Here is a 26,944-nt window from a genome sequence, read left to right on the forward strand (position 1 = left end):
TAGTATTTATTGATAAAAAATCCGTTCTCCTTGCAAAAAAGGTTGGCAGCGTTCCGCACACAATATCGGCATTCGCTCACGCATCCAATCATGCATCTTCACGTTCCCGTACTGAAAAACATAGAAACCGATGATCGCTGCGAGCATAAAACCTTCCAACTGCAACAACTCATTTTCTGAGCAGCGTCCACCATAATATGCTTCAAGGAAAGCATCCCGTCGTTTTGCAGGCAACATCATCGCATTCATAGCCGTGTCTATTTGTGCGTAACCCTTCCCATAGAAGCCAAAGTCGATAAAACGTACATCACCGTTCACCGTTAAGATCACATTGCCCAAGCATATATCGCCGTGAATAAGGTCTGGTCCGTCATTCCCACCTTCATCCGATAAACGAGAGTTTACCAATCGCAACGTGTCCTCAATGATTGCCGCATCGGCAGGCTTAAACAGACCTTGAGATATGCCTGAATATATCACCTGCGCCATTCGTTCGTTATAAACTTTCCCCTGGCTTGGACGTGATTCCATGCCGGATGGATTGTACTTCCTAAAAAAGGAATGGAGTTCCGACAAGTGCGTGCCCAATTTCTTAGCAACTTCTGCATCTTGGGTATCTTCCTTGCTCAGATCACGTCCTTCCATCCAAGTAAGGAGCGATGCATTCTGTCTGTGTCCATCTATTTCAAGAGTCGTGACAAGTTGACCGCTCTTGTTCCGTACTGGCATCTGCACTTCATCCTGGCTCCAGTGCCCCCATTGCTCCAACATATCCAGTTCTGCCAAAATACCTGCTTCAGTATGCTGTAATCCCTTCATCTCCTGCACAAAAGGTTCATGGATACGAAGTAGATACCGGTTGCCGTCGCTATCCTGCACCCGGTAAGTCCTATTCTCGTTATGCCGCAAAAAGGTCGGCTCCGGCCGATCCATCTCGTATGCATTTAGCAGATGCTTTATTTGCTCATTGGTCATCTCCATAAAGCTCCTTTTGTGTTCCTATCATGATGCACTTCCGTTACCTAAAACGTCCGATATTACATTCCTTATTTTAGCATAGATGGAAGTGAAGAGAAGCGAAAAAGGGCCGCTCTATAGAGCAACCCAGTCTGTTAAATGAAATATAGATAATCATCCAGTTTAAGAATTAAATAATCGAATATTTTTTTCTCCTTTTCAGACATAGAAGCTTCTAATACTGAACTAACTTGAAGGCAAATAAAATAATGTACGAAAAGCTCCCATAAATTTCACTTTGGTGTTTAGCAGGACAGCAAGCATATAGCCCACCACGAGTCCCAAAGGCACTCCAACAAAAGTGTAATAGAACGAATTCCAGAGAGATTTCCAAAAGATAAAATCCTGAGTTAACAAACGATAATTCTCCATTCCGATCCAGTCAGAGCCTCCAAATAGCTTCCAATCTGTGAAAGACATGTACAAGGAGTAAATCATCGGTCCGGCGGTAAAAGCCAAGAATCCAAACAACCACGGTGAAATGAAGAGGTAGAAGTGTTTGGTCCTATCAGTCGTATTACTTCTCATGTTCTTATCCACTCCTCGTCAAGATATTAAAATAGAACGCTTTCATATGCGAAGTGAAGCGGCTATAATCTAATAAGTCCATAGTTGCTGGCTCCTTCCTGTATATGAGATATGGACAATATATTTAGATTTATTATATAGCTATCGAATAAGTATATGGATAACCAACAAGGACTTCCAAGGCATTATTAATGAACAAACTGGGACATGAATTTTCGGCCTTATTAATGCAGAGTATTACGTTTGGGAGGAATGAATATGGAGAAAACGAAACCTCATCATCTCATATTTGAAGATAGACGCATGGAAATCTACTTACATGGCGCACATATGTCAGGATTTAATAATGCAAGAACGATATGTCAAAAACATTTGCATCATATGATGTTTGAGCTAAACATGGTGCTTGTGGGTTCACAGGTTGTGATGTTTAACGACTTCTCCTATGAACAACATGCCGGAGAACTGGTATTAATTCCACCAATGACAGTCCATCAGTGCAAAGCAGAGAAAGCTCAATATGTAAAGTATTTTGTTTCTCACATTAAAATAATTGATGCAGATTTCTTGCAGAAAATAGCTAACATTGCTCCCTTGTTTATTCATCAGAGAAATATGGAATTAACTGTTCAATTGAAGCCTCTGATTTATGATTTAATGAGCAAACTTGAGAATAACGCTTCTTATGTATCCATCTTCCAAACTATCCTGAATATCTCAGTTCATATTGAAAGATTCTGCGATGAGAAGGCTTCTGCACTGTTGTTGGGTACTGAATTGTCTTATAAGATCGCCAGAAAGATTGATGAATTGTTGGTAGATGCTATCAACACAGAGGCCGATCTGAACACCAATTGGTTTGAGGATATTTCCTTCAAGCTAGGACATAGCAGAAGGCACTGCAGCCGAGTGTTCAAAGAAGCCTTTGCCATGTCTCCTAGGGAGTATCTTTCTATTTTGAGACAGCAAGAGGCCATGCAATTACTTATGAGCAGTGAAGAAACGATTGAACAAATTGCATATCGTATCGGATTCGGCAACGTTCAAAGCTTTATTAGGCAATTCTCCAAATGGACCGGTCAGACTCCCGGAGCATTCAGGCGACAGGAAAGCAATAATCATATGTACTTGACTCCGCTTGAATTACAATACTAATAATAAGATAAGGCAGGCCATTAATGTAACGGGCTGCCTTGTTTTGTACTAATCTTATTGTACAACTAAGCTATTGAGATGGATTACAACTTGCTGATCTTGGGTTCTGTGGTCCGCTCTACCAATTCCAATAAATATGGGTACAATACGGGAGCAAGCTCTTCGCTCTGCAGCCCTATCTCTAATATGGCTTGCAAGTAACCAAACTTGTCTCCAATATCATATCTGCTGCCTGTCAATTCTAATGCGAGCAGGCCTTCTGCTCTGCTTACTTGATGTAGTGCGTCCGTTAATTGATATTCCCCTCCTGCTCCTTTCTGCAGCTTTTCTATAATTGGGAATATAGTCGGTTTTAATACATATCTCCCCATGATAGCGATATTGGATGGAGCTTCTTCAATAGATGGCTTCTCCACGAGTCCGTTAACTTCATGAATACTTCCTTTTTTACTGGTTGTCTGTACAATACCATATTTATTTACATGATTTTTCGAGACGGGTTTGACTCCAATTACCTGCTTGTCATACTCCTCATATGTCTGTATCAACTGTTCCATCGCAGGTGGGTCTGAAACGAAGATGTCGTCACCAAGAAGTACAGCGAACGGATCATCTCCTATGAATTGCTTGGCACATAAGATCGCATGTCCCAGACCAAGTGGCTCTTTTTGCCGAATATAATGAATAGAAGCCAAATTATTAATGGAGCGGACCTTCTCCAGAAGTTCCGTTTTATTTGTTATAGACAGCATTTGCTCCAGCTCAATTGAACGGTCAAAGTGATCTTCGATCGATTTTTTATTTCTCCCCGTTACAATGATAATGCTCTCAATGCCAGACTGCACCGCCTCTTCAACGATATATTGAATAGCAGGTTTATCAACAATCGGCAGCATTTCTTTCGGCTGTGCTTTTGTTGCTGGCAGAAACCGGGTACCTAATCCTGCTGCTGGTATTATTGCTTTTTTAACTTTCATGGGATTTACCTCCTTTAGCTTGGGAAACACGGAATACCCAATACCTGCTCCCTAAATAATTGATCAGGATACCAGCTGTGGTTGCAATCACTTTAGAAATGGTCAAGGATTGATTCCCAAGAGACTGCAGTTCAAGAAGTAATAAAGATACTACACCAAGTGTCAGTATATTGACGCCTATAAATTTCAGCAGCTCCTGCATGCTCTGCTTTTCAGTGCGCTGAAACGTCCATTTTCGATTTATTAAATAGCTGTTCACTAAGCCGCAACTATAAGATAAGCACTGTGCCAGTACAATCGGGAGACCTGCGATCGAGAGCACGAAAAAAATCGCAAGATCGATACTCGTATTTAATACACCTACCATCAAGAATTTCAGGGCTTGCATCGTAGTCTTATTCATATACTGACGAAGGATGGTTAGCGGGCTTTTCGTTGTTCTGCCCCGAATAAAATTCTCGTACGATGTATAAAGGTCTCCCTTTGGTTTCATCGTAAATTCGCCCCACATATTCTCCAACTATGCCAAGCATAAGCAGTATAAAGCCATTAAAGATCAGTGTAATGCTAATCATGGATGGCCAGCCTTGCATCGTTGCGTCGGTAAATAAAGCAAGGTAAATGACGTATAGTAAGTACAGGAAGCCTGTTCCGGACAAGGTTAATCCGGAATAGATGGCCAGCTTCAAAGGCTTATACGAGAAAGATAGAATTCCGTCCAAAGAGAGCTTGATCATGCGCTTGAGTGGATACTTCGTTTCTCCTGCCGTCCTTTCATCCCGTACATATTCCACAGCCGTTTGCCGGAATCCCACCCAGCTTACTAAGCCTCTAACAAAACGGTTATTCTCAGGAATCCTTTTCATTTCCAAGCACACTTTCCGATCCATTAAACGAAAATCTCCCGTATCTAATGGTATATTGATATCTGCGGATGCCCGCAGTACTCGATAAAACAGGCTTGCCGAAATCTTTTTGAACCATGTTTCCCCTATACGTTTCACTCTTTTTGCATAAACTACCTCGTAGCCTTCATTCCACTTTCCTATCATTTCAAGAATTAATTCAGGCGGGTCCTGTAAATCCGCGTCAATGATAATCACCGCATCTCCTACCGCGTAATCCATTCCTGCTGTAATAGCAATCTGATGACCAAAATTCCGGGAAAAGTCAATAAGCTTCACTGTTTTATCCCATTTGGCAATGTCTCTTATAATATCTAAACATTTGTCCTGACTTCCATCATTGATAAACAGTAACTCATAGGTATCATTGACTTCCTTCATGACCTTCTTCAGTCTCCGGTAAGTTTCTTCAATAACAGCTTCCTCGTTATACATGGGAACTACGATTGAATAGCGGACATTGTTCGTCATTTACCTTCCTCCTTATCACAGGGTCACTTTATATAAAGTATTTGATCGTCCGAAACCACCCATATTAAACGTTTGTTCGTCAGTATTCTGCATCGTCTGCCATTCTTCTGAAGGTATTTCCTCTCCGTTTTCCTGAATCCATTGTGTCAGTTCGGAACTTCCACCTCTCATGCCGTCTCCTGAAATAAGGAAGTATTTAACTTTCCCAGTTGAAATCAAATTTTCTAATTCGTCAATCGTGTACACGGGATCAGAACCGGAGAATCCCCCCATGATGATCACCGATTCTTTTTCATCTATCATATAAGGAGCGGCGGTTTGATAGCTTGTTGTGGCAAACAAATATGGCTCACCTGTATTGTTTTCGTTCAGATATGCCAGCGTTTTACTATCAAGACTCGCTTCATTACCCATTCCTCCTTGCATATTTCTCGGCATTACAATCGTTCGACCCTCAGCTGAGGGAACATCCGGGTTATCATCAGGTGGAGACATTGCAAAATTAGTCATATTTCCGCTACCTCCCGGACCTGCCTGCGGCAGCATACTGTTTCCACCGTACGTAATGGGTGTGAAAGCCCAATACAGCGGTCCAATCAAAAGTACAAATAATCCTAAAATGCTTGCGATATGATTGAATTCTACTCTGCGTAACTTATAAATGATGAGAGCAGCAGTGAAAATGACTCCTGATAAAACAATCCCTATAGACCATGCAGGCCCAATTACATCATTGTAGGGATGGATGATATACCATTGAAAACCGGCAGTTAATATTACAGCAATCGGTAATAACCACCCTTTCCAACCTGCATGATTTCTGTAGTCTTTGAAGAGCTGTATCCATCCAGCGCCAAACAGAGCTGCAATTGGTGGAGCAAGCATAATGAGATAGTAATGATGGAAGAATCCTGCAATACTGAAGAAAACCATTGCCGGGATTAACCACGCAAGCCAAAATATTGTTTCTTTATGCTTCATTGTGATACGGTTTCTCCGTAAACCGACGAGTAAGCATACGACAGCGAATCCTACAAATGGGAGCAGCCAGCTGGCCTGTCCAGATAAGCCTGATTGAAATAAACGGAGGGGACCTTGTTCACCCGTACCGAAACTTCCGCCAGCCATACCGCCCATACCTCTAATATCACCTGCTGGAAATCCTTCAGCTGAACTGCCAGGCTGCAATCCTTGATTAGTATCATTACGGTTTGGAGAAAGATTTTCGGTACCAGCGTCTCCATTGAATCCAGCCGAGGTGTTGAATTGAGGTGGTTGCTGCTGATCGTCTGGTCTATCCGATCCCGAAGGTCCTCCTTGGCCTCCTTGATTTCCGGTCAAACGTGACAGACCATTGTAACCAAATGCTAATTCCAGAACGGAGTTCGTTTCACTACTGCCAACATAAGGACGTTCGTCTGCGGGAGTTAAATCCACAATGACTGCCCAGGAGAGGGAGATGACGAGCATGCTCACTGTTGCTATGGAAAGATAATTCATTTTTTTCTTCCAATTTAAATTGCCGGCCAACCAATAGAATAGATAAAATGCAGGAAGCACCATATAAGCTTGCAGCATCTTCATATTGAAGGCCAAACCTATCAGCATGAAGGCTCCCAGGAGACTGCCTATGTTAGTACGTTGAACACTCTTAAACAACAACCAGGTAGCCAACAATAGTGTAAACACAAGCATACTATCAATATTATTTGTCCGGCTCACAGCAGCTGCTATAGGTGTGCATGCCAGAACTAATGCTCCAATCCTTGCTGCAGCTGTACCGAATGACGGTTTAATTAGAAAATAAATCAATAGCACCGACCCAACCCCAGCCAATGCCTGTGGAAGAATGACGCTCCAGCCGTGTAATCCAAATATCCAGGCACTTATAGTTTGAATCCAAAATGTGACAGGTGGTTTATCTACGGTTACAGAGCCTGCTGAATCGAGAGAGGCATAAAAGAAATTATGTAAATTTTCCAACATACTTGCTACTGCAGTGGTGTAATAAGTATTGGCGTATTGATCGTTCCAGATATTGAAGCAGTTTAATACGATAGCCAATATGGCGATTAATAGTAGAGGTATATCCAATCGGGTCCTGAATCGTGAAATCATAGAATACAACTCCTTAATTTTATATGTGGTTTTTATTTGACAAGTCGTATTATGAATCTTCTAACTGAAGCGGACTTGAAGGTAAGCTGAAAGTTTCCTGAATATGAAAGTATGAGTTGAAATTATTCAAGATCATCATTGATAATAGGAGCATGTACAACTCAGGGGGTATAAGAATTGAATTCTCTTAGAGGAATAAAAATATTGCTTGTAGATGACGAACCACATATATTACAATTTTTGGAACTCGGATTAACAAGCGAGGGCTATGAGGTTAGAACAGCTGCAGATGGAATAAACGCCATCAACCAAGTCGAAGAATTTGAACCCCATGTTGCTATCATTGATGTCATGATGCCTGGTATCGACGGGTTTGAAGTATGCCGTATGATCAAAAAGAATAGAACTAACATTTCTGTCATCATGCTCACGGCAAAGGATGAAGTAGATGACCGGGTCAAAGGGCTTACATTAGGTGCAGATGACTATGTAATAAAACCTTTCAGTTTCGAGGAACTGCTGGCTCGTATCCACGCCCGTCTACGTAATCAATTTCCAAGTTTATTAGGAGAAGTTGTGTACGGTCCTTTTAAGATTGATGAACGGAGAAGAGAGATCGTTTATAACAACAACGTATTAGAGCTCTCCCCCACAGAATACGAGGTTCTTATATTCATAGTCATTAATAACGGCATCGTAATGAGCAAAGGAAGGATACTAGAGAAGGTATGGGGCTACGATTTTCAAGGAGAACAGAACATTGTCGAAGTTTACATCCGTTCTATTCGAGATAAATTGAAAGACAAGGAGCATCGACTCATTCGTACGATTAGGGGAGCGGGTTATCGCGTGGATCTTCCATGATGAAGACGATTACTTCCTTTATACAAAGAGTGTTTTCTCCCCAATCCTTACGTAATCAACTCCTCATTCGAACATTATTTATTCTATCGTTTATTCTTGTCATCATCGGTTTACTGCAATATTGGGTAATGAAAGACTTTTTATATAACAATGAAGCCGAGTCTTTACGAACAAAAATGATGTCCTTGCCTCACGAGCTGTGGTCAGAATCAGAATTGTTGATGATCGTTCCTCCATTTCGAGGATTAGAGGAAGAGGTTCCTGCACCTGTTCGTTCCAGATTTTTGTTCTTACAAGATATTTCGGTCGCCGTTATCGGACAGAATGGCGCCTTTGAAGATCTTACTGGCAATACCGGTTTATCCTCCCCCCAATTGTCACTTGAAGAGTATACAAGCACTATGTCAGATTTAATGAATCCACAACAAATGGATTATAGAATCGCACATGATAAAAACGGAGAAGAGCAATTATTAGTATTCAGACCCATTGGCGGAATACCTAGTAGTACAATTGACCGTCCTTTATATTTTCTTCAAGTAGGAACCGAAACTGGCACTTTACGTGATGTTCTGTTTCAGCAGCTGCTCACCTTCATCAGCCTTTCCGTCTTTGCATTGTTTGCTGGTCTGGCGCTTTATTTAACAGTTCTAAGAAAAACGCTTGTACCTCTTTCTAACATTGTGGACGCTGTTGAAAATACAAACGCAGGAAATTTACAACAGCATTTACCTACACGTCAAGGTCAAGAGGAAATCGATCGCTTGTCGAATACCTTTAATGAGATGCTGAAGAGATTGGAAACCTCCTTTGAACATGAAAAGAAAACGAAAGAGCAAATGGGGAGATTTATCGCAGACGCTTCTCATGAATTGCGAACCCCACTGACGTCGATTCATGGTTTTCTGGAAGTGTTGCTGCGTGGTGCGGCTGAACGCCCTGAGCAGCTCTATAATGCATTAAATAGTATGCATGGCGAATCCAAGCGAATTATCAAGCTGGTAGAAGATCTCTTATTCCTGGCTAAGATAGACCGTGAGCCCGGGCTCCATTTATCAAAAACCAATATCACCAATCTTGTTCGGGAAATGAAATCACAACTTCGCGTTCTAGGAGGAGAACGGGAGATCATTTATGACCTCACAGAAGGCATAGAGGGTGAATATGATGCTGATAAAATAAAACAAGTGATCTTAAATTTGTTTCAAAATGCAATTCAGCATACAGATCCGGTAAAAGGAAAAATAACAATTGCTTTGATGGTCACTGACAAGCAATTTGTGTTGTCGATTCAGGATAACGGTCCAGGAATAGGAGCCGAGAGCCTTCCATATGTATTTGATCGCTTTTATCGAGTTGACAATTCTCGAACAAGACAGCATGGTGGAGCCGGTCTAGGTCTTTCTATTACTCAAACCATCGTTCATGCTCATGGTGGGACAGTGGAAGTGAATAGTCACTTAGGGGAAGGTGCCACATTTAGTGTCTACATCCCAATGAATTAGTCGATCTCTTTATTACGGTTTTAGTAACATATCGCTTCAATAGAAGAGTTCTAAAAATCAGCGAATAACACCACTCAAATTCCAGTTTCACATTCTCTGTCGCTTGTGTTTTGATTTAGTCTTACAACTGGTGTTGGTTCCCTATTCCATCAGAAAAATCAACATATGTTTCTGGTGTACCATTCGTTCGCATCAAAACGGCGTGTCCCCTTCTACGGGAACACGCCGTCTATACGTTTTAGGCGCAAGGTTTGTTTATTGCATACCTTGCATGATGGCATTAATGATGCCTTGTTGGGTAACTGTGTTGTTCGAACGGTTAAACAAAGCGAAACCATGCTGACCGTTATGACCATTGTCCCAATAAACCGGAACTGATTTGTATTTCTTGGCGGTTGCTGTTACAGCTTTGGCAAAAGCTTGGCGATATACATTATTACTTGAATCATACGCTGTTTTATCGATTGAGCCGAATTCACCAATGACCACCGGATAACCTTGGGTTACAAACTTATCGTGCATGGATTTGATTTGCGATTCCAGATAGTCTTCTTGTCCCCAAGTAGACTTCTTGGAAGGATTGGTTGCCGTTGCTCCCCACTGTGTAATGGTACCCGATTCCTCACCTGCAAAATCCCATGGTGAGTAATAGTGTGCCGAGATCATGATTCTCTTCTCCGAGCTAGGAATAGCTGAGGATCTGAAGTTATCCGTTGGAAGAACGAAGCCGTAATTACCTACCGTGTAATCAATATTGGTATTCCAGCCTGGAATAAGCAGCCATCTGGCATTGTTATTGCCTCCGGTCTTACGGACCGTATCCACGAAGATTTGATTGTAGGCATTCAGATTAGCGTAATATGCCGAATTCGGATTGCCGTAGGTTCCATCAAACACTTCGTTCATCGATTCGAAAATTAGACGTTCATTATAGTTGCTGAACTTGGTAGCAATCTGCTGCCACACCTTCTGGTATTTTTCCTTAATGGCATTTTGATTGCTTCCATTCACCAGTAACCATCCACCGGGCACGGAATTGTATCCATCACCGTGAATATTAATAATGACATAAAGCCCTTCATTGTAAGCATAGTCAACCACTGTTTGAATTCGATTCAGCCATGCAGCATCAATAGTATAGTTGGGAGCGCTTCCAATATGATTCAAATAGGATACGGGAATTCGAATTGTTTTGAAGCCGGCAGCCTTTACCTTTTGAATCAGCTGCGGGGTAATGACTGGATTGCCCCAGGCCGTCTCATTCGGTGTACCATTCACCGATGCTTCCAGCTGATTACCCAAATTCCATCCTGCACCCATCTCCGGCACTATTTGAGAAGCCGACAATGATCTGAAATTAGCTGCTGATACGCGGGTGTTCCACCCTGTAAGGACAACAGTCGCCAGCAATACTAGAGCTAAGCTGAGAACGCCAAATTTCTTCATTTGTGTGAGCATAACCAAACCTCCGCTTATCTTATTTTTGTCTTAATCAGCAGTACAGCTACTCTCGCTATATAGATTGATTGATTCGAGAATCCGCCCCTCCTTTCCTTTCTCTATCGATCAAACACAATACTGGTCTAACACCAACAGAATAACATATTTATGGAAAATATAGGTATTTAATTTTTAGTATTTTGATAGTTTGTTACTTAATATTTTCGTATATTTAACCTCTCAACCCGCCGACGGAGCCAAGTCTGTGTTGATGATTGTCGAACATAATGTCTGGATACCACAAACTGTGCGGCAGAGATATAAGATACTCCGAGGAGCACCTTCCGACAGCACGATAACAATAGAACTCCTGCACGATGAAATAAAAAAGCCGCTAAATTAGCGACTTTCAATGGGAATATATGCTTGTGCAACTGTAGAGCAATCTACTATTGAATAATCAATGCTTCTTTCTGGGCTAGGTTTACGCTATTCCAATGAAGGTCCGACCGTAATCTGTTGATCAGTGAAATTATCAATATGGGCGCTTTTCTCATAGAAATGAATGGCATTCTGTTTAACGCCTGCTTGTGTATAGAATGGATCCCCAGCAGCCAGCGGAAGACTGACACTCTCTCCGGTGCTGGCTGCTTTATAGATGGCCATTATCATTTCCAAAGTGGCACGTCCGCTAACTCCATCAATCAATGGAGGCTCGCCCGACTCAATGGCATACAGGACATTGTCGATTTGAGCAATATGTCCCTCATACCGCAGATTTGGCAGGCTGTCATACGCTTGCTGTAGCTGTTCTTCCAGTACAACATTCTTTTCAGGAAAACCGTTCGTTTTCGACGACGAAGCGGATATTTTCCAAGGAGCCGAAATTCGGGCATGCCGTCCCTGGAAAATAAACTGTTGATCTTCACCATGATGCACAACCGAACTTGTGATCTGCCCCAGTGTACCATTCGGAAAACGAAGCATCGCAATGGATAAATCTTCAACCTCGGCATTGTCATGTGCAACATTGCTCATGAACGCTTGAACCTGGCTCGGTCGACCCATCATCCAAACCAATGCGTCGATGTGATGAACCGCATGGTTCATCGTGCAGCCGCCCCCTTCCTTCTCCCAGGTACCACGCCACCAGAGATCATAGTAGCAATGGCCGCGCCACCAGAAGGAATCTACCTGGGCATGCAAGATCGGTCCCGCAAGTCCGGTGTCCAGCATCTTTTTTAGCTTCATAATCGGATTTGTGAATCGGTTCTGAGCCACAACCGACAGTACTTTGCCGCTGCTCTGAGCTGCTTCTATCATGAGGTCGCATTCCTCCAACGATGATGCCATGGGCTTTTCTACCAATACATGACATCCCGCGTTCAGAAAATCTATCGCTATCGGTGCATGCTCATATGGAGGTAAACAGATGGAGACGAGATCGATTCCCTCATAAAGCAGCTCTTTGTAATCGCTAACAATTTTAGCATCAAGTCCATATTCGTTTTTCTTTGCTTCAGCCTTGTCGGGATACATATCACATAGGGCTACAATCTGACAGCGATCCTTGAACTGTAAAAAACCATGAATATGAGCTCTGGATATTGCTCCAGCACCTATGATCGCAACCTTTTGCACAATAACTCCTCCCCTTACCTAAAGATGTTCTCAACATGATAGTACCTCAATAAGACTTTCCAATGTGATGCTGTAGTGTGGATTAAATAACGCTGGATTGCGGTTTTATAACAGGTCCGGTATATTGGTAACGTTGGATACAAACATGCCGGGAGGGTGAAGTACTATGCGATATGATCTTTATAATTTTAATGAACAAACCCTTCATTTCGCGTATAAACGCAAAAGTGTTAACAATGAACATATCGAAACATTTCACTCCCATCTAGGCATCGAATTGCTCTTAATCCACAAAGGGTGCGGAACAATGATCGTAAATAACCGGAGCTATGAGATTAAACCAGGCATGCTCTGTATTTTTCAGCCTTATCAACTTCATCATCTAAAATTGGATTATTCCAATGATCAATGTTTCGAAAGATCTTTGGCTATTTTTGAACCAACGCTGTTCGAATCCTATTTCGAAAAATGGCCTAAGCTTCATACCTTTTTTAAACATATCTGTCTGGGGAAGCTGCTCTTCCCATGCCTGTATAACGTTGACGAGCAGCATGCCCTGGTTCATCAATTTAAAACCTTTCAAGCGCGTATGCCTTATTTAGATGAATCAAATCGCACGGAGGAAATTTCACTGTTTCTCGTCAATATTTTTCATTTTCTTCATCCCCTATGGGTTGAACGGGAAGGAAATTCGGGGGTTCTTCCGGTCAAGCGCAGAAATCACCAGGTGGAAAAAATATTAAGCTGGATCGAAAAGAACTATCATGTTCCTTATCGTTTGGACGACTTAGCCTATTCCTTGCACCTATCCTCCTACCACCTTTCTCATGTATTTAAAGAAGCAACCGGGGTCAGTATTTCTCAATATATCGCAGCTCGCAGAATACATCAGTCTGTTCACTTGTTAACGACGACGAACAAACCGATTATGGTAATTGCAGAGGAGATCGGCTTGACGAATGTGTCGTATTTTTGCAAATTGTTTAAAGAACACATGGGTGTCACGCCCCTTCAATACCGCAAACGGTGGGTCGATCATTCGTTCAATTTACAGTAAACGAGTAAAGGTTTGTGAAATTTAGATTAAGACAGCGCTGTATTGATTTGGTCCGCGGTGATAGTCAGTAGAATAATTACAATAGGGAGCAGTTGCAAACGAAAAACGGCCATTCCCTTCCTATGCCGCGGGAATAGCCGTTTAGATGGTACCAGAACGTTTCGCTGTCAGCTCGCCTTCGCGAGTTTCGTGCTGCGAACCGATGCTATAGCGTATACGACGAGGGCTGTCCAGATGAGCGCGAAACCAACGAGCAGAACCGGCGAGACCGATTCCTTGAACACGAACACACTTAGAAACAGCATAATCGTCGGTCCGATGTATTGTACAAAACCTAACGTAGACAACGCCATCCGGGCAGCTGCCCGGGCAAAAAAGAGCAGCGGCAGCGCCGTTACTACTCCGGATAGCAGCAGTTCAACGAACGTAGGGGCAGGCAGTGTCCATGCCGTTGTCTTTCCTACAGCGGCCAAATAGACCCAGTAGCCAAGCGCGACGGGCAGGACTACAGCCGTCTCTGACAGCAGACCTACAGAAGCGTCTTGTACGATTTTCTTCTTCGCGAGGCCGTACAACCCAAACGACACAGCCAGTGAGATCGCGACCCACGGGAACCGTCCGTAGTCGATGGCGATGATGAGCACAGCAGCGCCAGCGATGGCAATGGCAAGCCATTGGCCTCGGTTTGGCTTCTCACGAAGGAAGACAACCGCTAGCAGCACGTTCAGTAACGGATTCAAATAATAACCAAGGCTTGTCTCAACGACATGCCCATTGTTAACCGCCCAGATAAAGATGAGCCAGTTAACAGCAATCAGTAGCCCGCTTGCGCCGAGCGACAGTAAGAGTGAGCGGCTAGCCGCAATTCTCTTCATGTCAGCCCAGCGGCGCTGGACGGTAACAAGAATACCCATGAAGACGAACGACCAGACAACCCGATGCGACAGAATTTCGCCTGCCGGTACATCTTCAAACAACTTCCAATAAAGCGGGAGAACTCCCCACATGATATACGCAATAATAGCGTTAACCAACCCATTGTTCATATTTAATTTCCTTTCTTCTCGCTACGATGTCTGAACGAATTATACGCCTCAATCCTCGCTCAAGTAAAGGAAATAATTGGTCCTCTTGCAAGACACTCACTTGGATTTTACCCTTTTCCCAAATTGATATCTTGCACTTTTGCCATGTCTCTGACTTTTATTTCCCGTATTATTCTGTACTTTGGTTATTAGACTCCTGATAGATATCAGCATATGTTTTTGAACCTTTGATGAGGTCGTCACAGAAAGCTGCTACGTCACTGCCCGTTACTTCGAGCACACCTTTGCCCGAGGCCGCACCTTCTTCAAAAAGATCGACAATCCCCGAGAGTAAATCCGTTCCTTCAGTTAGCTCGACAGGACCAACCTTAAAGAGATATTTTTGAATTTCTTTATAGACCATCTGATAATCTTGCGGGAGCGCTTTGACACGTGCAACGTGCGCTCGCCACTCCTTTTTGCCTTCGATGATATCTTGTATTCTCATTTTACCCTCCTATTTACCTAATTTTTTAGCAATATTATTGTTGAGTTGCTCGCGCCACTTGTCGCGAAAAGATTTTGCCCCTTCTTCGCCGGTCAGTGCTGAACAGAAACCTTTTATATCGCCACCCAAAACCTCTTGAACACTCTGACCGTCCGCCGCTGTTTCTTCGAACAGACCAAGTACACCGTCAAGGATTGGCATGAGGTTACGACCCGTGAAATCGGAGTGCGGCCAGAGATGGGCATTAATGTGATCCCATGCTGCTTGATAATCAGCCGGCAGCTTTTTGGCGCGCGAGTCAAAAGCTTTCATTTCTTTAGTCATGTCGCTGCCAGTGATTTTCTCCCAAAAGTTCATTATTAATTCTCCTTTAACTCATTGATTTTTGAAGATACGAACTCCCATTTTTCCCAGAACTTTTGCAATTCCTCACGCCCCGCGTCATTGATCAAGTAAAATTTTCGTGGTGGTCCCATGTCGGACGGCTTCTTAGTAATCTCCACCAATTTGTTCTTTTCAAGTCGGATCAGGATGGTATACACCGTTCCGACCACAACATCGGTGAAGCCGAGGGCGTTCAATCGCCGAGTAATTTCGTAGCCGTAGGTTTCTTCGCGACTTATTATTTCAAGAACGCAGCCCTCAAGCACGCCTTTGAGCATTTCTGTTAGGTTATCCAAGACAGTCTCTCCTTGTTATTCATTGCGACCGGTATAATGTAATACTTACTACCGCTATAAGGTAACACTTAGTAGCGTGTTTGTCAATATCGTTTGCTCTTACATTGAATTTATCTTTTCAACTATGCACTTCGATATACTTCATACATTGCAGTTCATGGATTTAATTGTCTAATCGAAAAGGACCGAGCTTCAAGAAGCTCGGCCTTAAAACAGTATCATTATTGAGAAGGTAGAATTGGTTTTATTTCTTGGGGATTCTATATCGTTAATGCTAAACATCAGATGCTATTAAGTTTATAGCAAACCTAAATACTGTATGCTTCCTGCTCCTCACGATGATCCAGCTCATCCAATACTAAGGTGCGCAGCTCGGTAAAGGCACGGCTGGTCCGTTTCCGTGGATAAGGCAGATCAATGGGCACGATAGCCTTGATTCGGCCTGGACGGCGGTCCATAACGACTACGCGGGTGGACAAGAACACAGCTTCATCAATATCATGGGTGACAAGCACCATCGCGGTCTGGTTGGTCTGCCATATATCGAGCAGCGCCTCCTGCATATGCCCTCTCGTAAAAGCATCCAAAGCACCGAACGGCTCGTCGAGCAGCATTACCTCCGGCTGTCTGAGCAGTGCACGTGCAATCGCAACCCGCTGTGACATCCCACCCGACAGCTCTCTTGGAAATGCCTTTTCGAATCCTCCCAATTTAACCAGTTCAATCAGCTCGTCGACTCGGCTTCGAATCTCCGGATCTTTTAGTGATAGATCAGCAGCGATGTTCTGCTCCACACTAAGCCAAGGAAACAGCCTGTGCTCCTGAAAGATAAAGCCTTTTTCCTGAGACGGACGATCTACCCGCTTCCCCTTGAGGAGTACATCTCCCTCATAATGGGTATCCAGTCCTGCAACAATTTTGAGCAGCGTACTCTTTCCGCAGCCGCTCGGTCCGATAATGGTCGTGAAGTCTCCATCCTTGACCGTAAGATTTATTTCATCTAGAACGTGGTTAGTGCCCTGCTCTCCCCTAAAGGTTTTATTCACTGCGTTCACTTCGAGAATCGATGTACGTGCTTCGGACATGATGGTTCCCCCATTCTTATTGAAAAATAAAAAGAGACTCGGCTGACCTTTGAAAAAAGGTGCTTAGCCGAATCTCCGGTGGTACCAGTCGATTCATAATGATCCAAGTTATTATTCGTTATTGTGGCTCATCTTAGCAGAGCTGGTAGGAAATTGTCAATACCCGATGAAACTAGTAGAATTACATGAATAACAAAATTACTAACGATAGGATAATTACCATCTATATAACGAATGCCATGGATTTGTTTCACAAAAAATACTTAGGAGTGAAAACTGCATAATGAATCGAATCGCAATCATCTTAGAAAAAAATCTCGAGATCGGCGCTGCTTCTAATGTTTCTGCTATCCTGATGGGACAAGCATCACGAATTGACTCTGATATCTATTCTGACAATCCTGTGCTTGACAAAGGAAATATTCGGCATGCGGGGATTAAATTCAGCACTGTTATTTTGAAAGCTGGAGAAGGTCAAATTTTAAATTTAGTACAATCTCTTAACTCCGACGAGTCTAAAATTAAAAGTGTTGTTTTTTCAAAGACGGGGCAATCGTTAAATAACGCGTTTGAACAGTATGCTCTGGAAATCTCATCACTAACTACGGAAGAATCAAGAATTTTAGGGGTCATTGTTTGGGGGGAAGACGAATTAGTCCGCAGCGCTACGAAAAAATATAGTGTATTCAAATAATATTTAGAGTTATGGACATAGTTTTCGTATCTTTTCCAGTTAGATATGGTCGAAAAAGACAGAGGTACCGCTTTTGCAGCCCCCTCTTTAGTAATACAAGTTCTGAAATGTCATTTAAGTAATCATTGTTTGATAATGTGGAATGCCACTCACCAAATTAATCCGTTATTCTCCCTTTAATTCATATTCGTTCGGAATTAATTCATACAAGGCACCAACATCACAACCGATGGAATCGGCAATTGATATGGCAATTTTGAGTGGCATCACTCTTTTGTTTTCAATAAAGTCATAGATTCGTTCCGGTTTGATAAGCAAATCCTTTGCCAGCCATTCCGCCGACTTCCCGGATTCCATCAATCGTTCATTGAGCAAGCAACGTCCCAGTTCATATTTCAAGAAGCGCTGACCTCCCGCGTAAGATAATATTTAATCTTAAGGGTTGTCGATTTCCAGTATGATTATACTGTATAAAGGGCTATTTCGATGAAGCTCAGCTCATTTATAAAATTTATTCACTGTTATTGTTTGAATATAATGATTGTTCGGCAACCTGAGCTAACTCTTCTGCTTTGACACTGATCTCTTGAATGGTAGCCGTAAATTCTTGAATTGTACCTAATTGCGTATCAGCTAATGTGTGAATATCTGAAAAAGCTTGATTTAAACGCAACAGAAGTTCCTGGATATTTTGAGTAATTCCATTAATTTGATCTACGTTGCTCTTGGAGCTCGTAGCTAGCTTTCTGATCTCTCCGGCAACAACTGAGAAGCCTCTTCCTACTTCACCAGCTCGAGCAGCTTCAATGGCAGCATTGAGACCGAGCAGGTTACTTTGATCCGAAATCTCATTTACTACCGTTGATATCTTGCCGATCTGCTGAGCACTTGAGCTAATGTCTTTCATTTGTGTAGTGATGTCTGTTACACGATCATTAAGGTGAGTCACAGCACGACTAATATCCTCAATAGAGGCCGTGGACTCCTCGACAATTGCAGAAAAGCTCTCTGCCATCTCAAACAGCCTGCTCGCTTTCTCAAGACTTGTCCCCATACCAATTCCACCAATTACTCTGCCCTCTTCGTCATGCAGCGGAATCGCTCTAGCCGCTAGCGGAAATCCAAACAGCTCTTTTGGCACAATCGCGGATAAAGATGTATTATTTCGAATTGCGTTTGTTACAATATCCCCTTCCAGCAAAGGGTCTCCCGGGTTTACATTAAGCGAAAATGTCTTTCCTGGAATATTTATGATCAGCTTCTCCGTATCATAGATCCCTATGGTAATGTCATCGTTTGAGAGACTGTTCAAGAACGGAGCCACCTTTATAAATGATTGGATAAGGTCATGCTGTGTATCAATTTCCATTGGTGTATTCATATCTTCACTCCTAGCCCTTCATATTAATAAATATAATATCGTCAAAAGACTCAAGTTAAATAAGATCTTTTAACACTAAACTGAGCAAAAACTTTGATAATTATTGATTTTGATATGTAAGACAATCCGCGAGGAAACAAGCCACTATTTGCCAAACTGCTTTAAATGGTGATCTAAGTGCTTGTATAGTCCCATACTCCATTCCTCAGACCCAAAAAAGGGATGCGGATTCGTAATTTCCAACCTCTCACTATGAACGGCTACCCACCAATATTCCAATCCAGCTTCGCCGAGGACGGGAGCTTCCTGTTGCAACGTCTTGGAATGAAGAGCAGTGAGCTAACATTTGAGCAGCGTTCATTTTACCCCAGAGTGGTTTTGAATCCGATTTAAGTTTGTCGATACGAGCTAATATTTCTTCTACATACGCTTCATTATAGATGCTTCCCATAATCACAAGTCCACCTTATTCTTTTATGAATAATTAACTATACTGCAGTCACAATTATTGGCTTATTCTTAGTAACTATAATAGTATGTTCATGTTGTGCTACAAAGCTATTGTCGGATACACCTAAGGTCCAGCCATCCGGCTGCTCAACAGCATATCCTGCTCCTGTAGATAAAAAGGGCTCGATTGTAATGACCATACCATCCTTCAATACCCGTTTATCATGTTTGTTGTAGAAGGGTAAAATCTCTGTCGGGGACTCATGCAGAGATCTTCCGATACCATGACTGCACAGATTTTTGATTATGTTGTAACCGCCTTTTTTAGCCTCGATTTCAATAATTCTTCCGATTTCATTCAATTTTACTCCATGCTTAAGTGAAGAGATTACTTTCATCATTGTCTGGTGTGTGTATTCACACAGACGCATTATAGATGTCTCATATGGAGGGATCTGAAAAGAATGTCCCGCATCGGCATAATATCCCCCCACTTCTGCAGAAACATCGATATTGATTAAATCGCCCGGTTGAATGATTCGATTGCCTGGAATGCCGTGAGCAATTTCGTGGTTGATACTAATACAGGTAATTCCAGGGAAATCGTAAGTTATCTTCGGTGCCGGCATTGCCCCATACCTGCTTAGAAACTGCCCACCCAGATCGTCCAGTTCCTTCGTCGTCATTCCTACACGTGCGTGACGTTTCATTTCTTTGATCGTCATGGCAACAATTCTGCCAATTTCCTTCAGACCATCAATGTCCTTTTGTGACCCTATTGTCATGTAAGCCCCTCCAAATTAACTGATGAATTTACTTTAACACATATATCGCTCAATTATATATTTAAGGATAACTATCGTAATGATATTTGATTATTTTTTTGCTTTTTATATGCTAACGGAGTCGTGTTCATCGTTTTCCTGAATTGATCAATAAAATAGCTGGTACTATTAAATCCGACCTGATAAGCAACATCAGTAACATTATATTCCGGCTCTTGCAGTAAGCTCAGGCTTTTTTGAATACGGTATTCCATCACATAACTTAAGGGTGTATCCTTTAGAAATCGTTTGAAATAACGGCAACACTCGGATCTGCTAAGCTGCCCCGCTCTGGCTATATCCTCCAAAGCAATCTTCTCAGCATAATGTTGATGTATCCAATTCAACATATTTTTCATTTTCTCGTTTTTTAACATCTCAGCTTCTTTGTATTCTAATTGAAAACGATTCACAATCAGGTTTCTCCATATCTGTGCCAGCTTGATAGAAATATCAATCTCATATATAGCTGGACTTTGCTGGATCAATCGGTCGATCTCCATGATGCCATCCAGAATGTTTGTCACCCACTGCTCTTTTGTGTCCAGGAGAATGTAGGATAAGTTTGTTGCTTTTATATAAGGGTATACATAAGTGCTAAATAACTCATGGGAAACCATAAATCTTGGAGAAACATTCAAACAAATATAGGCACATCCAGAAGCGTTAGTATCTTTGGCAAGGTGCAGGCAGCCACTATTAATAAATAAGCCTTCTCCCTCATCCAATAGCACTTTTTCTTCCTGGATCTGAAAGATGGCTTGTCCTTTAATAATAAGTACAAATTGAAGCTCTTCGTGCCAGTGCATAGGGATATATCCATTTATATTTTGCAGGATCGTTGTGTGATAACATGCTAGTGGTAATACAGTGGTTCGGTGCTCCGTAAGCTCTTTAAAATCCCGGTCAATTGTGAATTCTCTAAATTGCATTCATGAACCCCCGACCTCAATATATTTATATTTTTAAATCTGATAATTGTATATATTTATACACTTTTTATTTATTATGGTCAAAGTAGGATACAATTTTAATACTTTAATGGAGTGTTGAACATGAATAGAGGAAAAGGATTCATTTTCATTATTTTGGGAGCTATATTTTGGGGGATTGGCGGTACGGTTGCAAAGAAGCTGTTCCAATACGGCATCGATATGGGTTCGCTCGTTACAGTCCGTTTACTCATTGCAGGAATATTACTCCTTGCAGTTCAATGTTGTAAGAAGGGCAGCAGAAACATCTTTGAAATCTGGACAGATAAAAAGCTATCTCTCCAACTCATTCTGTTTGGACTCGTTGGTATGCTTGGAGTTCAATATACGTATATGGCTTCGATCGATCGGGGGAACGCTGCTGTAGCAACATTATTGCAGTATCTAGCACCTGTCATGATTATTGTGTTTCTGTTAATTCGGGGTAAATCAGCCCCAACGAAGAAGGATATATTTACAGCAGCGCTGTCTTTAATTGGATGTTTCTTCTTGCTGACAAATGGTTCATTGACCCAGCTCTCCGTACCATATGATGCGGTTGTTTGGGGAGTGTTATCCGGAGTTGCTCTTGCTTTCTATACCCTATATGCTGTCCGATTTCTCAAGAAATACGATTCATTAGTGATCGTCGGCTGGGCAATGATTATAGGAGGAGTAGCTATCAGCATTATCCATCCACCTTGGGATTTGATGATCACAAACTTGCCGATTGAAGCCTATTTATATTTAATATTTGTCATTATTTTTGGAACCATGTTGGCATTTTGGTTCTATATTGAAAGCTTAAACAGCTTGTCTCCAAAGGAGTCCAGTCTTATGGGCAGCCTTGAGCCCGTAGCCGCTGTATTAACGACTGTATTCTGGTTAAAGGATCCCTTTGGAGGGTTTCAATGGATTGGGACCAGCTGCATCATTATAATGATCATTTTCTTAGCTGTTCATAGAGATGCTTCATCAAATAATACGGACCTATAGACTCTGACGGATACTGATATTTCGTTCCAACCACTTGGTATCGAATTGTGGTTGGAATGGAATCGACGAATAGAGAACTCTATTTTCCGTTAACGGAAGTCTCACGTCGATCCACGATCTCTTCAGGAAGATGCTTGGACATACCTGGTACGTGCCGTGGCTGATACTCGATAAATTCCGAGGAATACACAGACACCGCAATTTGGCCGCCGCTGCTGTAAGCACGAATCAGGATCGGCTCATTATAAGCGTTCTGGAACGCGAAGTCCGGCCCTCCCCAGCTGACGGTTGCATCCCTTCCTGACAGAACATAAGGGACGTTCCGGCTATGAGAATACCGCTTCACGATTTGAAGTCCCGCTCTGTCAATTGCATTAAACAAGGTGGAGGATACTTGACATATGCCCCCGCCCACACCCTCGGACAGTTCGCCCCGAACAATGATGCCCGCTCGTTTGTAGCCCTTCTCTATAGTTCTCATGCCCACAACCTCATTGAAAGAAAACGTCTCTCCGGGAAAAACAACAGTACTGTCAATAGCCTTGGCCGCCAAGGCAATGTTATGCGAGCGATTTTTATTATTCGAATTAAAATAAGTTACATAATACCCGATCGGCTTCGTTCGGATGGAAGTCAGTATCTCGGCATCTACTTTGGGATGTAATATGTAGGTCGGCAGCTCGACCGTCGCCGGTCCCTTCCCATAGTAATAGTTGCAGAATAATATCAGCATTTTACGTCGATCCAAGCGATATCCGTTGTGCCCCTCTTCAATCTGGCCATCCGCCGCAATTCGTGCATTTTCTGGCTTCTTTATACTTATTTGATCTAATTGATCCACCCACTGGTTGTAGGTATCCATATTGATGAGCGGAAACACGCCAAGATTGTGCTCGCTCCGATCTATAGTACTCAGCGAGTTTCCATCTTGGGTTACAGTTAACAGATCCGCCGGGTTCGCCTGTGTCATGAGCAGTCCAAACAGGACCATAATGGATAACCATTTCAAATTGCTTCTACCTCCTACTCCAATCGATTCCATATAAGTCCTTCTGGTATTATGGTAAGCTTTTGAGAAAATCATGCATTAGCAGCAGAGAGGAAAAAGCTGCTGGAGATTGGCTGTGGAAACGGTCAATCCCTGCAATACCAGGGGGAACGCAAGAGGAATGCGGCATACCCGTGGATTATTTTGACTATGTATATTCGATATATCCATAGGCTGGACCACCGACCTTGAGGGTACTTTTAACCGGATCGCTTCTTATCTTAAAAAAGACGGTTTGTTCGTTTTAGCTGGTCTATGTGAATGCGCTCTCAAATGCAGGCTTTGTCATTGAGCAAATGATTGAGGAAACGGATGATGAACTGATGCAATCAGGGACGATAGCAGCGAGCTTGCACACAGAGCAAAGATGCTCCCTGTAACTTTTGTAGTCAAAGCAAGAAAGCTATAGTATCCAATTTCTTATTATGAATCCTCATCCATTGTACGGAGGAGGATTCATAATAAGATGATATGATCGAATCTCTACTTTTTTACAGCAATTCAATATGCCCTTCTGTACCATTCACACGAATTCGCTGCCCATCTTTTATCAATTTGACGGCATCATCCACACCGACCACAGCTGGCAAGCCGTATTCTCTTGCGATAACGGCTCCGTGAGTCATTAATCCTCCAACCTCGGTGACGAGACCTTTAACAGATACAAACAAGGGTGTCCAGCTTGGGTCAGTGAAGGAAGTGACTAATATATCACCATCCTCCAGATTTGCATCCTCTATATTCAGAATGACACGCGCACGCCCCTCTATAATTCCAGAAGAGACAGCCAAGCCCGCAATCGCTCCTGGAGGAAGATTATCACGGTGGTATCTGCCTGCAATCATTTCTCCATCAGATGTCATCACGCGTGGTGGTGTCAGCTTCTCATATCGCTGATACTCATCTTTCCGGTTCATAATAAGCTGTTGATCCAGTGTATGGCTACGCACAACCTCATGAAGTTCATCAAAAGTCAAATAATAAATATCTTCTTTATCCTGTATAACCCCTGCCTGTACAAGCTGTTCTGCTTCTCCCAACAGCGCCTGCTTATATATAAAGTAGCGATTAACCATGCCGTATTTCGGATACTCTCTAAATCCGCTAAAATCCCGGATGAGGTCAATCCGCTGCTTGGTTTCTTTCGCTTTTTGCTCACCATCCGGCAGCCGCTTTAGTTGATCCAACAGCTCCTGCTCTTTGCTGAGAGCCTCCTGCCGTCCTTGCTCAAATTTAACCTGGCTTGCGTTAGGCTCGAAGTTTCTAATGTTACCTAGAATTAATGGAACAAGTGTGATCGGCTTCTCACTCCAACGCGTTCGTGTCATATCAATTTCTCCAACACAGCGCATCCCGTATTTGTCCAGGTAAGCATAGATTGCATCTCGGGCCTTCTGTCCACCATCAAATTTAACGAGTTCATCCAAAAAGCGATTATCTTCAGCCTCTTGTAGAAAATGAATGATATCCGGATAAGGACGGATGACATCTGCAACATCGAGCAATGCAAGACCCATTTCCGAAGTAATATTGTGCGGTACCGATTGTGAGAGGGTATCCGCTGCATTTTTTTCTCCGAGCCATTCGTACATATGCTCATTGATCCAGGCTGAAGCATTCATCGTTTCCATAATTATTTTAGAACTTTGAGGATCGAACAAGATCTTCTTTAGCTGCTGAATATCCTCCAGAATAAAATCAAACAAAGCTGTGCCTGATTTCGCCTTTATCGTATGCTTCAGCTCGGCAATGGAATCCTGAGTTTTCTTAATCAACTCAGATACGATAGCCTTATCGTATTCTACCCATACCTCAGAAGCAGTTGTCGACTTGCCTTCCCTGTCCGCACTCCTGCTCTTCTCTGTATTCTCCGTATCTAATGTTGGAACAAAATCTCCGCGTTGAATAAGCGTCAATAGTGCGTCCTTAACGAGCAGATCGGAATGTCCCAGCGTGTTTATGATGTGCTCTCTCCCGGCATGTGTAGATAGCACCGGTGTAACATCGACGAACAATCTTCCCCCCGCTGGGCGCATGGGTGCAGGCGTCGTCAATAAGTAGAAGGACAGACCCAGCGGCTTGATGGGATCTGTCATCATTTGTTGATGGCCGACGGATACATACACGTGATTCTCTTGATCATTTGCGTAAGGAATCGGGTATAATGTCGTGATTGGTCTGCTCTGGACAATATAAAATTCATCATTAGCTAAACACCATTCAATATCTTGCGGATAGCTAAAATGAGCTTCAATTTGTCTCCCGATCCGAGCCAGCTCCATGATTTGCTTATCCGTCAGCGTCTGTGTTTTTTGCTGATCAGGATGAATGTCCCGAGTCACTGTACCGCCTTCAGGCCGTCCATACACCGCCAATTTCTTCGTTGCAATCTTCTTATCAACAATTTCTTCATCGCGCACTTTATAGCCATCTGCAGATACAATGCCAGAGACGAGCGCCTCCCCGAGTCCATAGCTGGCATCAATCGTGAGCAGCTTTCGGTTCGAAGTAACGGGATCCGCGGTGAATAAGATCCCCGAGGCTTCTGGAAACACCATCCTTTGGACGATGACGGATATTTTAACCTGGCTGTGATCAAATCCATTTTGCATACGATACATTACCGCACGATCCGTGTATAGAGAAGCCCAGCATTGTCTGATATGCTGCAAGATAGCTTCTGTACCAATTACATTTAAATAAGTGTCTTGCTGACCGGCAAAAGAAGCATGCGGCAAATCTTCTGCAGTTGAACTTGATCGCACGGCATAGGCATATTCTTCACCCAGCTTGGAGAGATATTGAGCTGTTGCTTCCTCAACATCGGAAGGAATTCCTGCAGCCATAATGGTGTTCCGGATCTCCTTACAGATTTCACCAATCTGATCCCGGTCTTCTACAGTTAGCATGGCAAGCTGATTCAGGAGAGCATGATAAACCTTATTCTGTGAGAGAGCTGTTTGATATCCTACGGTAGTAATACAAAATCCATCAGGTACTTTAACCCCTTGAACTTTGGTCAGTTCTCCTAGATTTAGTCCTTTTCCGCCAACAAGCCTTAACTGCTGTTCATCCATTTCCTGAAAACCGAGAACCAAAGGATCCATTTCATATCTCCCCTAACGATTAGATTGAGAAAAAAACATTTGACAGTCCGTATGCCGGCATGATAATATAAAATTATAAGATGTAATATTTATTCCTACATATTCGAACTGAAAATCTATATTATTATATCAGCGTATCTGTTTATATACAAGACGAAAGAACCCGGCAATTGCTGCCGAGGTTCTTTTTACATATTTGGTTATGCGCTTTTACAACGCTTTTTCTCCTGTTACATCAGAATTATCTACACTATTCATGCCACTATGCGTAATGAAAACATCGGATGTGCTGTATAATTTGATCCTGCAAATGCGTTGATACAGTGTTTGTAAAGCTCATGATTCTTATTAAGAACTGTCTCAAGGGAAATATAGATTACTTGTCTATCCTTTGTATTGCTCTCCTGCGGTGACAGCGGTCTAATGGAAGGTCCGACAAATGCATATCGCTCAGAAAAGGTATCCGCCATCGCAAACAATTTGAGAGGCATGACAAC

Annotated in this window: 25 protein-coding genes and 2 pseudogenes; 7 read left to right on the forward strand and 20 right to left on the reverse strand. The window is 42.6% G+C overall.

The features are described from left to right. Positions 1–6 precede the first annotated feature (6 nt). On the reverse strand, positions 7–975 hold the full coding sequence (locus BM415_RS08285) for a phosphotransferase enzyme family protein (protein ID WP_091156720.1): 969 nt from the start codon (positions 973–975) through the stop codon (positions 7–9). A gap of 228 nt (positions 976–1,203) precedes the next feature. Further along, a complete protein-coding gene (locus tag BM415_RS08290) occupies positions 1,204–1,545 on the reverse strand; it encodes a carbohydrate ABC transporter permease (protein WP_211753654.1) in 342 nt (113 codons plus the stop codon). Between the two features lie 258 nt (positions 1,546–1,803). Here BM415_RS08290 and BM415_RS08295 point away from each other — a divergent pair, with 258 nt between their 5' ends. After that, entirely contained in the window at positions 1,804–2,700 is an 897-nt protein-coding gene (locus tag BM415_RS08295) for a helix-turn-helix domain-containing protein (protein WP_170862405.1), read from the forward strand. Between the two features lie 83 nt (positions 2,701–2,783). On the opposite strand, the gene galU is transcribed toward BM415_RS08295, so the two are convergent. Genes galU through BM415_RS08315 form a run of 4 tightly spaced genes read right to left on the reverse strand, consistent with a single transcriptional unit; the run spans position 2,784 to position 7,171 of the window. Beyond that, the gene (gene galU, locus BM415_RS08300) at positions 2,784–3,677 is read right to left on the reverse strand and encodes a UTP--glucose-1-phosphate uridylyltransferase GalU (RefSeq protein WP_091156724.1); all 894 of its coding nucleotides are present in this window, start codon (positions 3,675–3,677) and stop codon (positions 2,784–2,786) included. Further along, positions 3,667–4,065, reverse strand: a complete 399-nt coding sequence (locus tag BM415_RS08305) for a GtrA family protein (RefSeq protein ID WP_244533187.1) — start codon at positions 4,063–4,065, stop codon at positions 3,667–3,669. Before BM415_RS08305 ends, galU begins: the two co-directional genes overlap by 11 nt. A gap of 7 nt (positions 4,066–4,072) precedes the next feature. Further along, positions 4,073–5,053, reverse strand: a complete 981-nt coding sequence (locus BM415_RS08310) for a glycosyltransferase family 2 protein (protein ID WP_091156728.1) — start codon at positions 5,051–5,053, stop codon at positions 4,073–4,075. Between the two features lie 15 nt (positions 5,054–5,068). Continuing rightward, positions 5,069–7,171: a glycosyltransferase family 39 protein gene (locus tag BM415_RS08315; protein ID WP_091156730.1), complete on the reverse strand. Its 2,103-nt coding sequence runs from the start codon at positions 7,169–7,171 to the stop codon at positions 5,069–5,071. A 177-nt stretch (positions 7,172–7,348) separates the two neighbouring features. Here BM415_RS08315 and BM415_RS08320 point away from each other — a divergent pair, with 177 nt between their 5' ends. Together BM415_RS08320 and BM415_RS08325 are read left to right on the forward strand one after the other, a co-directional pair. Further along, positions 7,349–8,035: a response regulator transcription factor gene (locus BM415_RS08320; RefSeq protein ID WP_091156732.1), complete on the forward strand. Its 687-nt coding sequence runs from the start codon at positions 7,349–7,351 to the stop codon at positions 8,033–8,035. Continuing rightward, positions 8,032–9,540 (forward strand): sensor histidine kinase, encoded by a 1,509-nt coding sequence (locus BM415_RS08325; RefSeq protein WP_091156735.1) that lies wholly within the window; start codon positions 8,032–8,034, stop codon positions 9,538–9,540. Before BM415_RS08320 ends, BM415_RS08325 begins: the two co-directional genes overlap by 4 nt. Positions 9,541–9,795: 255 nt before the next feature. Here BM415_RS08325 and BM415_RS08330 read toward each other — a convergent pair whose 3' ends face one another. Both BM415_RS08330 and BM415_RS08335 read right to left on the reverse strand, forming a co-directional pair. Further along, positions 9,796–10,998, reverse strand: a complete 1,203-nt coding sequence (locus BM415_RS08330) for a glycoside hydrolase family 5 protein (protein WP_091156738.1) — start codon at positions 10,996–10,998, stop codon at positions 9,796–9,798. A gap of 471 nt (positions 10,999–11,469) precedes the next feature. Next, positions 11,470–12,621: a Gfo/Idh/MocA family protein gene (locus BM415_RS08335; protein WP_091156740.1), complete on the reverse strand. Its 1,152-nt coding sequence runs from the start codon at positions 12,619–12,621 to the stop codon at positions 11,470–11,472. 166 nt (positions 12,622–12,787) lie between these two features. On the opposite strand from BM415_RS08335, the gene BM415_RS08340 reads away from it, so the two are divergent. Then, positions 12,788–13,678 (forward strand): AraC family transcriptional regulator, encoded by an 891-nt coding sequence (locus tag BM415_RS08340; protein ID WP_091156742.1) that lies wholly within the window; start codon positions 12,788–12,790, stop codon positions 13,676–13,678. A gap of 167 nt (positions 13,679–13,845) precedes the next feature. Here BM415_RS08340 and rarD read toward each other — a convergent pair whose 3' ends face one another. From rarD to BM415_RS08365, 5 genes are all read right to left on the reverse strand, one after another. After that, a complete protein-coding gene (rarD, locus tag BM415_RS08345; protein WP_091156745.1) occupies positions 13,846–14,724 on the reverse strand; it encodes an EamA family transporter RarD in 879 nt (292 codons plus the stop codon). Between the two features lie 169 nt (positions 14,725–14,893). Then, entirely contained in the window at positions 14,894–15,211 is a 318-nt protein-coding gene (locus BM415_RS08350) for a DUF1048 domain-containing protein (protein WP_091156747.1), read from the reverse strand. Between the two features lie 9 nt (positions 15,212–15,220). Next, positions 15,221–15,568 carry a DUF1048 domain-containing protein gene (locus BM415_RS08355; protein ID WP_091156749.1) on the reverse strand — a complete coding sequence of 116 codons (348 nt, stop codon included), beginning with the start codon at positions 15,566–15,568 and terminating at the stop codon, positions 15,221–15,223. 2 nt (positions 15,569–15,570) lie between these two features. After that, the gene (locus BM415_RS08360; protein ID WP_091159134.1) at positions 15,571–15,873 is read right to left on the reverse strand and encodes a PadR family transcriptional regulator; all 303 of its coding nucleotides are present in this window, start codon (positions 15,871–15,873) and stop codon (positions 15,571–15,573) included. A gap of 326 nt (positions 15,874–16,199) precedes the next feature. Beyond that, a complete protein-coding gene (locus BM415_RS08365) occupies positions 16,200–16,976 on the reverse strand; it encodes an ABC transporter ATP-binding protein (RefSeq protein ID WP_091156751.1) in 777 nt (258 codons plus the stop codon). Positions 16,977–17,259: 283 nt separating this feature from the next. Between BM415_RS08365 and BM415_RS08370 the strand changes: the two genes are divergently transcribed. Next, the gene (locus tag BM415_RS08370; RefSeq protein WP_091156754.1) at positions 17,260–17,670 is read left to right on the forward strand and encodes a DUF2000 family protein; all 411 of its coding nucleotides are present in this window, start codon (positions 17,260–17,262) and stop codon (positions 17,668–17,670) included. A gap of 165 nt (positions 17,671–17,835) precedes the next feature. Here BM415_RS08370 and BM415_RS08375 read toward each other — a convergent pair whose 3' ends face one another. The 5 genes and pseudogenes from BM415_RS08375 to BM415_RS08395 all read right to left on the reverse strand — a co-directional run bounded on the left by BM415_RS08375 (position 17,836) and on the right by BM415_RS08395 (position 21,257). After that, positions 17,836–18,069, reverse strand: coding sequence for a transcriptional regulator (locus tag BM415_RS08375; protein WP_091156756.1), 234 nt, complete (start codon positions 18,067–18,069; stop codon positions 17,836–17,838). Positions 18,070–18,181: 112 nt separating this feature from the next. Beyond that, positions 18,182–19,039, reverse strand: coding sequence for a methyl-accepting chemotaxis protein (locus BM415_RS25775; RefSeq protein ID WP_091159136.1), 858 nt, complete (start codon positions 19,037–19,039; stop codon positions 18,182–18,184). A 156-nt stretch (positions 19,040–19,195) separates the two neighbouring features. After that, positions 19,196–19,502: pseudogene (locus tag BM415_RS08385) on the reverse strand (hypothetical protein). Positions 19,503–19,539: 37 nt separating this feature from the next. Next, positions 19,540–20,286, reverse strand: a complete 747-nt coding sequence (map, locus tag BM415_RS08390) for a type I methionyl aminopeptidase (protein ID WP_091156759.1) — start codon at positions 20,284–20,286, stop codon at positions 19,540–19,542. Between the two features lie 71 nt (positions 20,287–20,357). Next, positions 20,358–21,257 (reverse strand): helix-turn-helix domain-containing protein, encoded by a 900-nt coding sequence (locus tag BM415_RS08395; RefSeq protein ID WP_091156760.1) that lies wholly within the window; start codon positions 21,255–21,257, stop codon positions 20,358–20,360. Positions 21,258–21,380: 123 nt separating this feature from the next. On the opposite strand from BM415_RS08395, the gene BM415_RS08400 reads away from it, so the two are divergent. Then, entirely contained in the window at positions 21,381–22,292 is a 912-nt protein-coding gene (locus tag BM415_RS08400; RefSeq protein WP_091156763.1) for a DMT family transporter, read from the forward strand. 79 nt (positions 22,293–22,371) lie between these two features. Here the strand turns inward: BM415_RS08400 and BM415_RS08405 are convergent, their stop codons facing one another. Next, positions 22,372–23,301, reverse strand: coding sequence for a VanW family protein (locus tag BM415_RS08405; protein ID WP_091159137.1), 930 nt, complete (start codon positions 23,299–23,301; stop codon positions 22,372–22,374). A 93-nt stretch (positions 23,302–23,394) separates the two neighbouring features. Between BM415_RS08405 and BM415_RS25485 the strand changes: the two are divergent. Continuing rightward, positions 23,395–23,749, forward strand: a pseudogene (locus tag BM415_RS25485) (class I SAM-dependent methyltransferase); the annotation flags it as partial. Between the two features lie 82 nt (positions 23,750–23,831). On the opposite strand, the gene ppsA reads toward BM415_RS25485, so the two are convergent. After that, positions 23,832–26,447 carry a phosphoenolpyruvate synthase gene (gene ppsA, locus BM415_RS08415; RefSeq protein ID WP_091156765.1) on the reverse strand — a complete coding sequence of 872 codons (2,616 nt, stop codon included), beginning with the start codon at positions 26,445–26,447 and terminating at the stop codon, positions 23,832–23,834. Positions 26,448–26,944 lie beyond the last annotated feature (497 nt).

Source organism: Paenibacillus sp. 453mf (assembly GCF_900116105.1).
GTDB classification, from domain to species: Bacteria; Bacillota; Bacilli; order Paenibacillales; family Paenibacillaceae; genus Paenibacillus; species Paenibacillus provencensis.

What these genes read in the sequence shown, in the direction of transcription:
- BM415_RS08285 (WP_091156720.1), bottom strand. Translation starts at nt 975, where the DNA reads ATGACCAATGAGCAAATAAAGCATCTGCTAAATGCATACGAGATGGAT.
- BM415_RS08290 (WP_211753654.1), bottom strand. Translation starts at nt 1,545, where the DNA reads ATGAGAAGTAATACGACTGATAGGACCAAACACTTCTACCTCTTCATT.
- BM415_RS08295 (WP_170862405.1), top strand. Translation starts at nt 1,804, where the DNA reads ATGGAGAAAACGAAACCTCATCATCTCATATTTGAAGATAGACGCATG.
- galU (WP_091156724.1), bottom strand. Translation starts at nt 3,677, where the DNA reads ATGAAAGTTAAAAAAGCAATAATACCAGCAGCAGGATTAGGTACCCGG.
- BM415_RS08305 (WP_244533187.1), bottom strand. Translation starts at nt 4,065, where the DNA reads ATGCAAGCCCTGAAATTCTTGATGGTAGGTGTATTAAATACGAGTATC.
- BM415_RS08310 (WP_091156728.1), bottom strand. Translation starts at nt 5,053, where the DNA reads ATGACGAACAATGTCCGCTATTCAATCGTAGTTCCCATGTATAACGAG.
- BM415_RS08315 (WP_091156730.1), bottom strand. Translation starts at nt 7,171, where the DNA reads ATGATTTCACGATTCAGGACCCGATTGGATATACCTCTACTATTAATC.
- BM415_RS08325 (WP_091156735.1), top strand. Translation starts at nt 8,032, where the DNA reads ATGATGAAGACGATTACTTCCTTTATACAAAGAGTGTTTTCTCCCCAA.
- BM415_RS08330 (WP_091156738.1), bottom strand. Translation starts at nt 10,998, where the DNA reads ATGCTCACACAAATGAAGAAATTTGGCGTTCTCAGCTTAGCTCTAGTA.
- BM415_RS08340 (WP_091156742.1), top strand. Translation starts at nt 12,788, where the DNA reads ATGCGATATGATCTTTATAATTTTAATGAACAAACCCTTCATTTCGCG.
- rarD (WP_091156745.1), bottom strand. Translation starts at nt 14,724, where the DNA reads ATGAACAATGGGTTGGTTAACGCTATTATTGCGTATATCATGTGGGGA.
- BM415_RS08350 (WP_091156747.1), bottom strand. Translation starts at nt 15,211, where the DNA reads ATGAGAATACAAGATATCATCGAAGGCAAAAAGGAGTGGCGAGCGCAC.
- BM415_RS08355 (WP_091156749.1), bottom strand. Translation starts at nt 15,568, where the DNA reads ATGAACTTTTGGGAGAAAATCACTGGCAGCGACATGACTAAAGAAATG.
- BM415_RS08360 (WP_091159134.1), bottom strand. Translation starts at nt 15,873, where the DNA reads ATGCTCAAAGGCGTGCTTGAGGGCTGCGTTCTTGAAATAATAAGTCGC.
- BM415_RS08365 (WP_091156751.1), bottom strand. Translation starts at nt 16,976, where the DNA reads ATGTCCGAAGCACGTACATCGATTCTCGAAGTGAACGCAGTGAATAAA.
- BM415_RS08370 (WP_091156754.1), top strand. Translation starts at nt 17,260, where the DNA reads ATGAATCGAATCGCAATCATCTTAGAAAAAAATCTCGAGATCGGCGCT.
- BM415_RS25775 (WP_091159136.1), bottom strand. Translation starts at nt 19,039, where the DNA reads ATGGAAATTGATACACAGCATGACCTTATCCAATCATTTATAAAGGTG.
- map (WP_091156759.1), bottom strand. Translation starts at nt 20,286, where the DNA reads ATGACAATAGGGTCACAAAAGGACATTGATGGTCTGAAGGAAATTGGC.
- BM415_RS08395 (WP_091156760.1), bottom strand. Translation starts at nt 21,257, where the DNA reads ATGCAATTTAGAGAATTCACAATTGACCGGGATTTTAAAGAGCTTACG.
- BM415_RS08400 (WP_091156763.1), top strand. Translation starts at nt 21,381, where the DNA reads ATGAATAGAGGAAAAGGATTCATTTTCATTATTTTGGGAGCTATATTT.
- ppsA (WP_091156765.1), bottom strand. Translation starts at nt 26,447, where the DNA reads ATGGATCCTTTGGTTCTCGGTTTTCAGGAAATGGATGAACAGCAGTTA.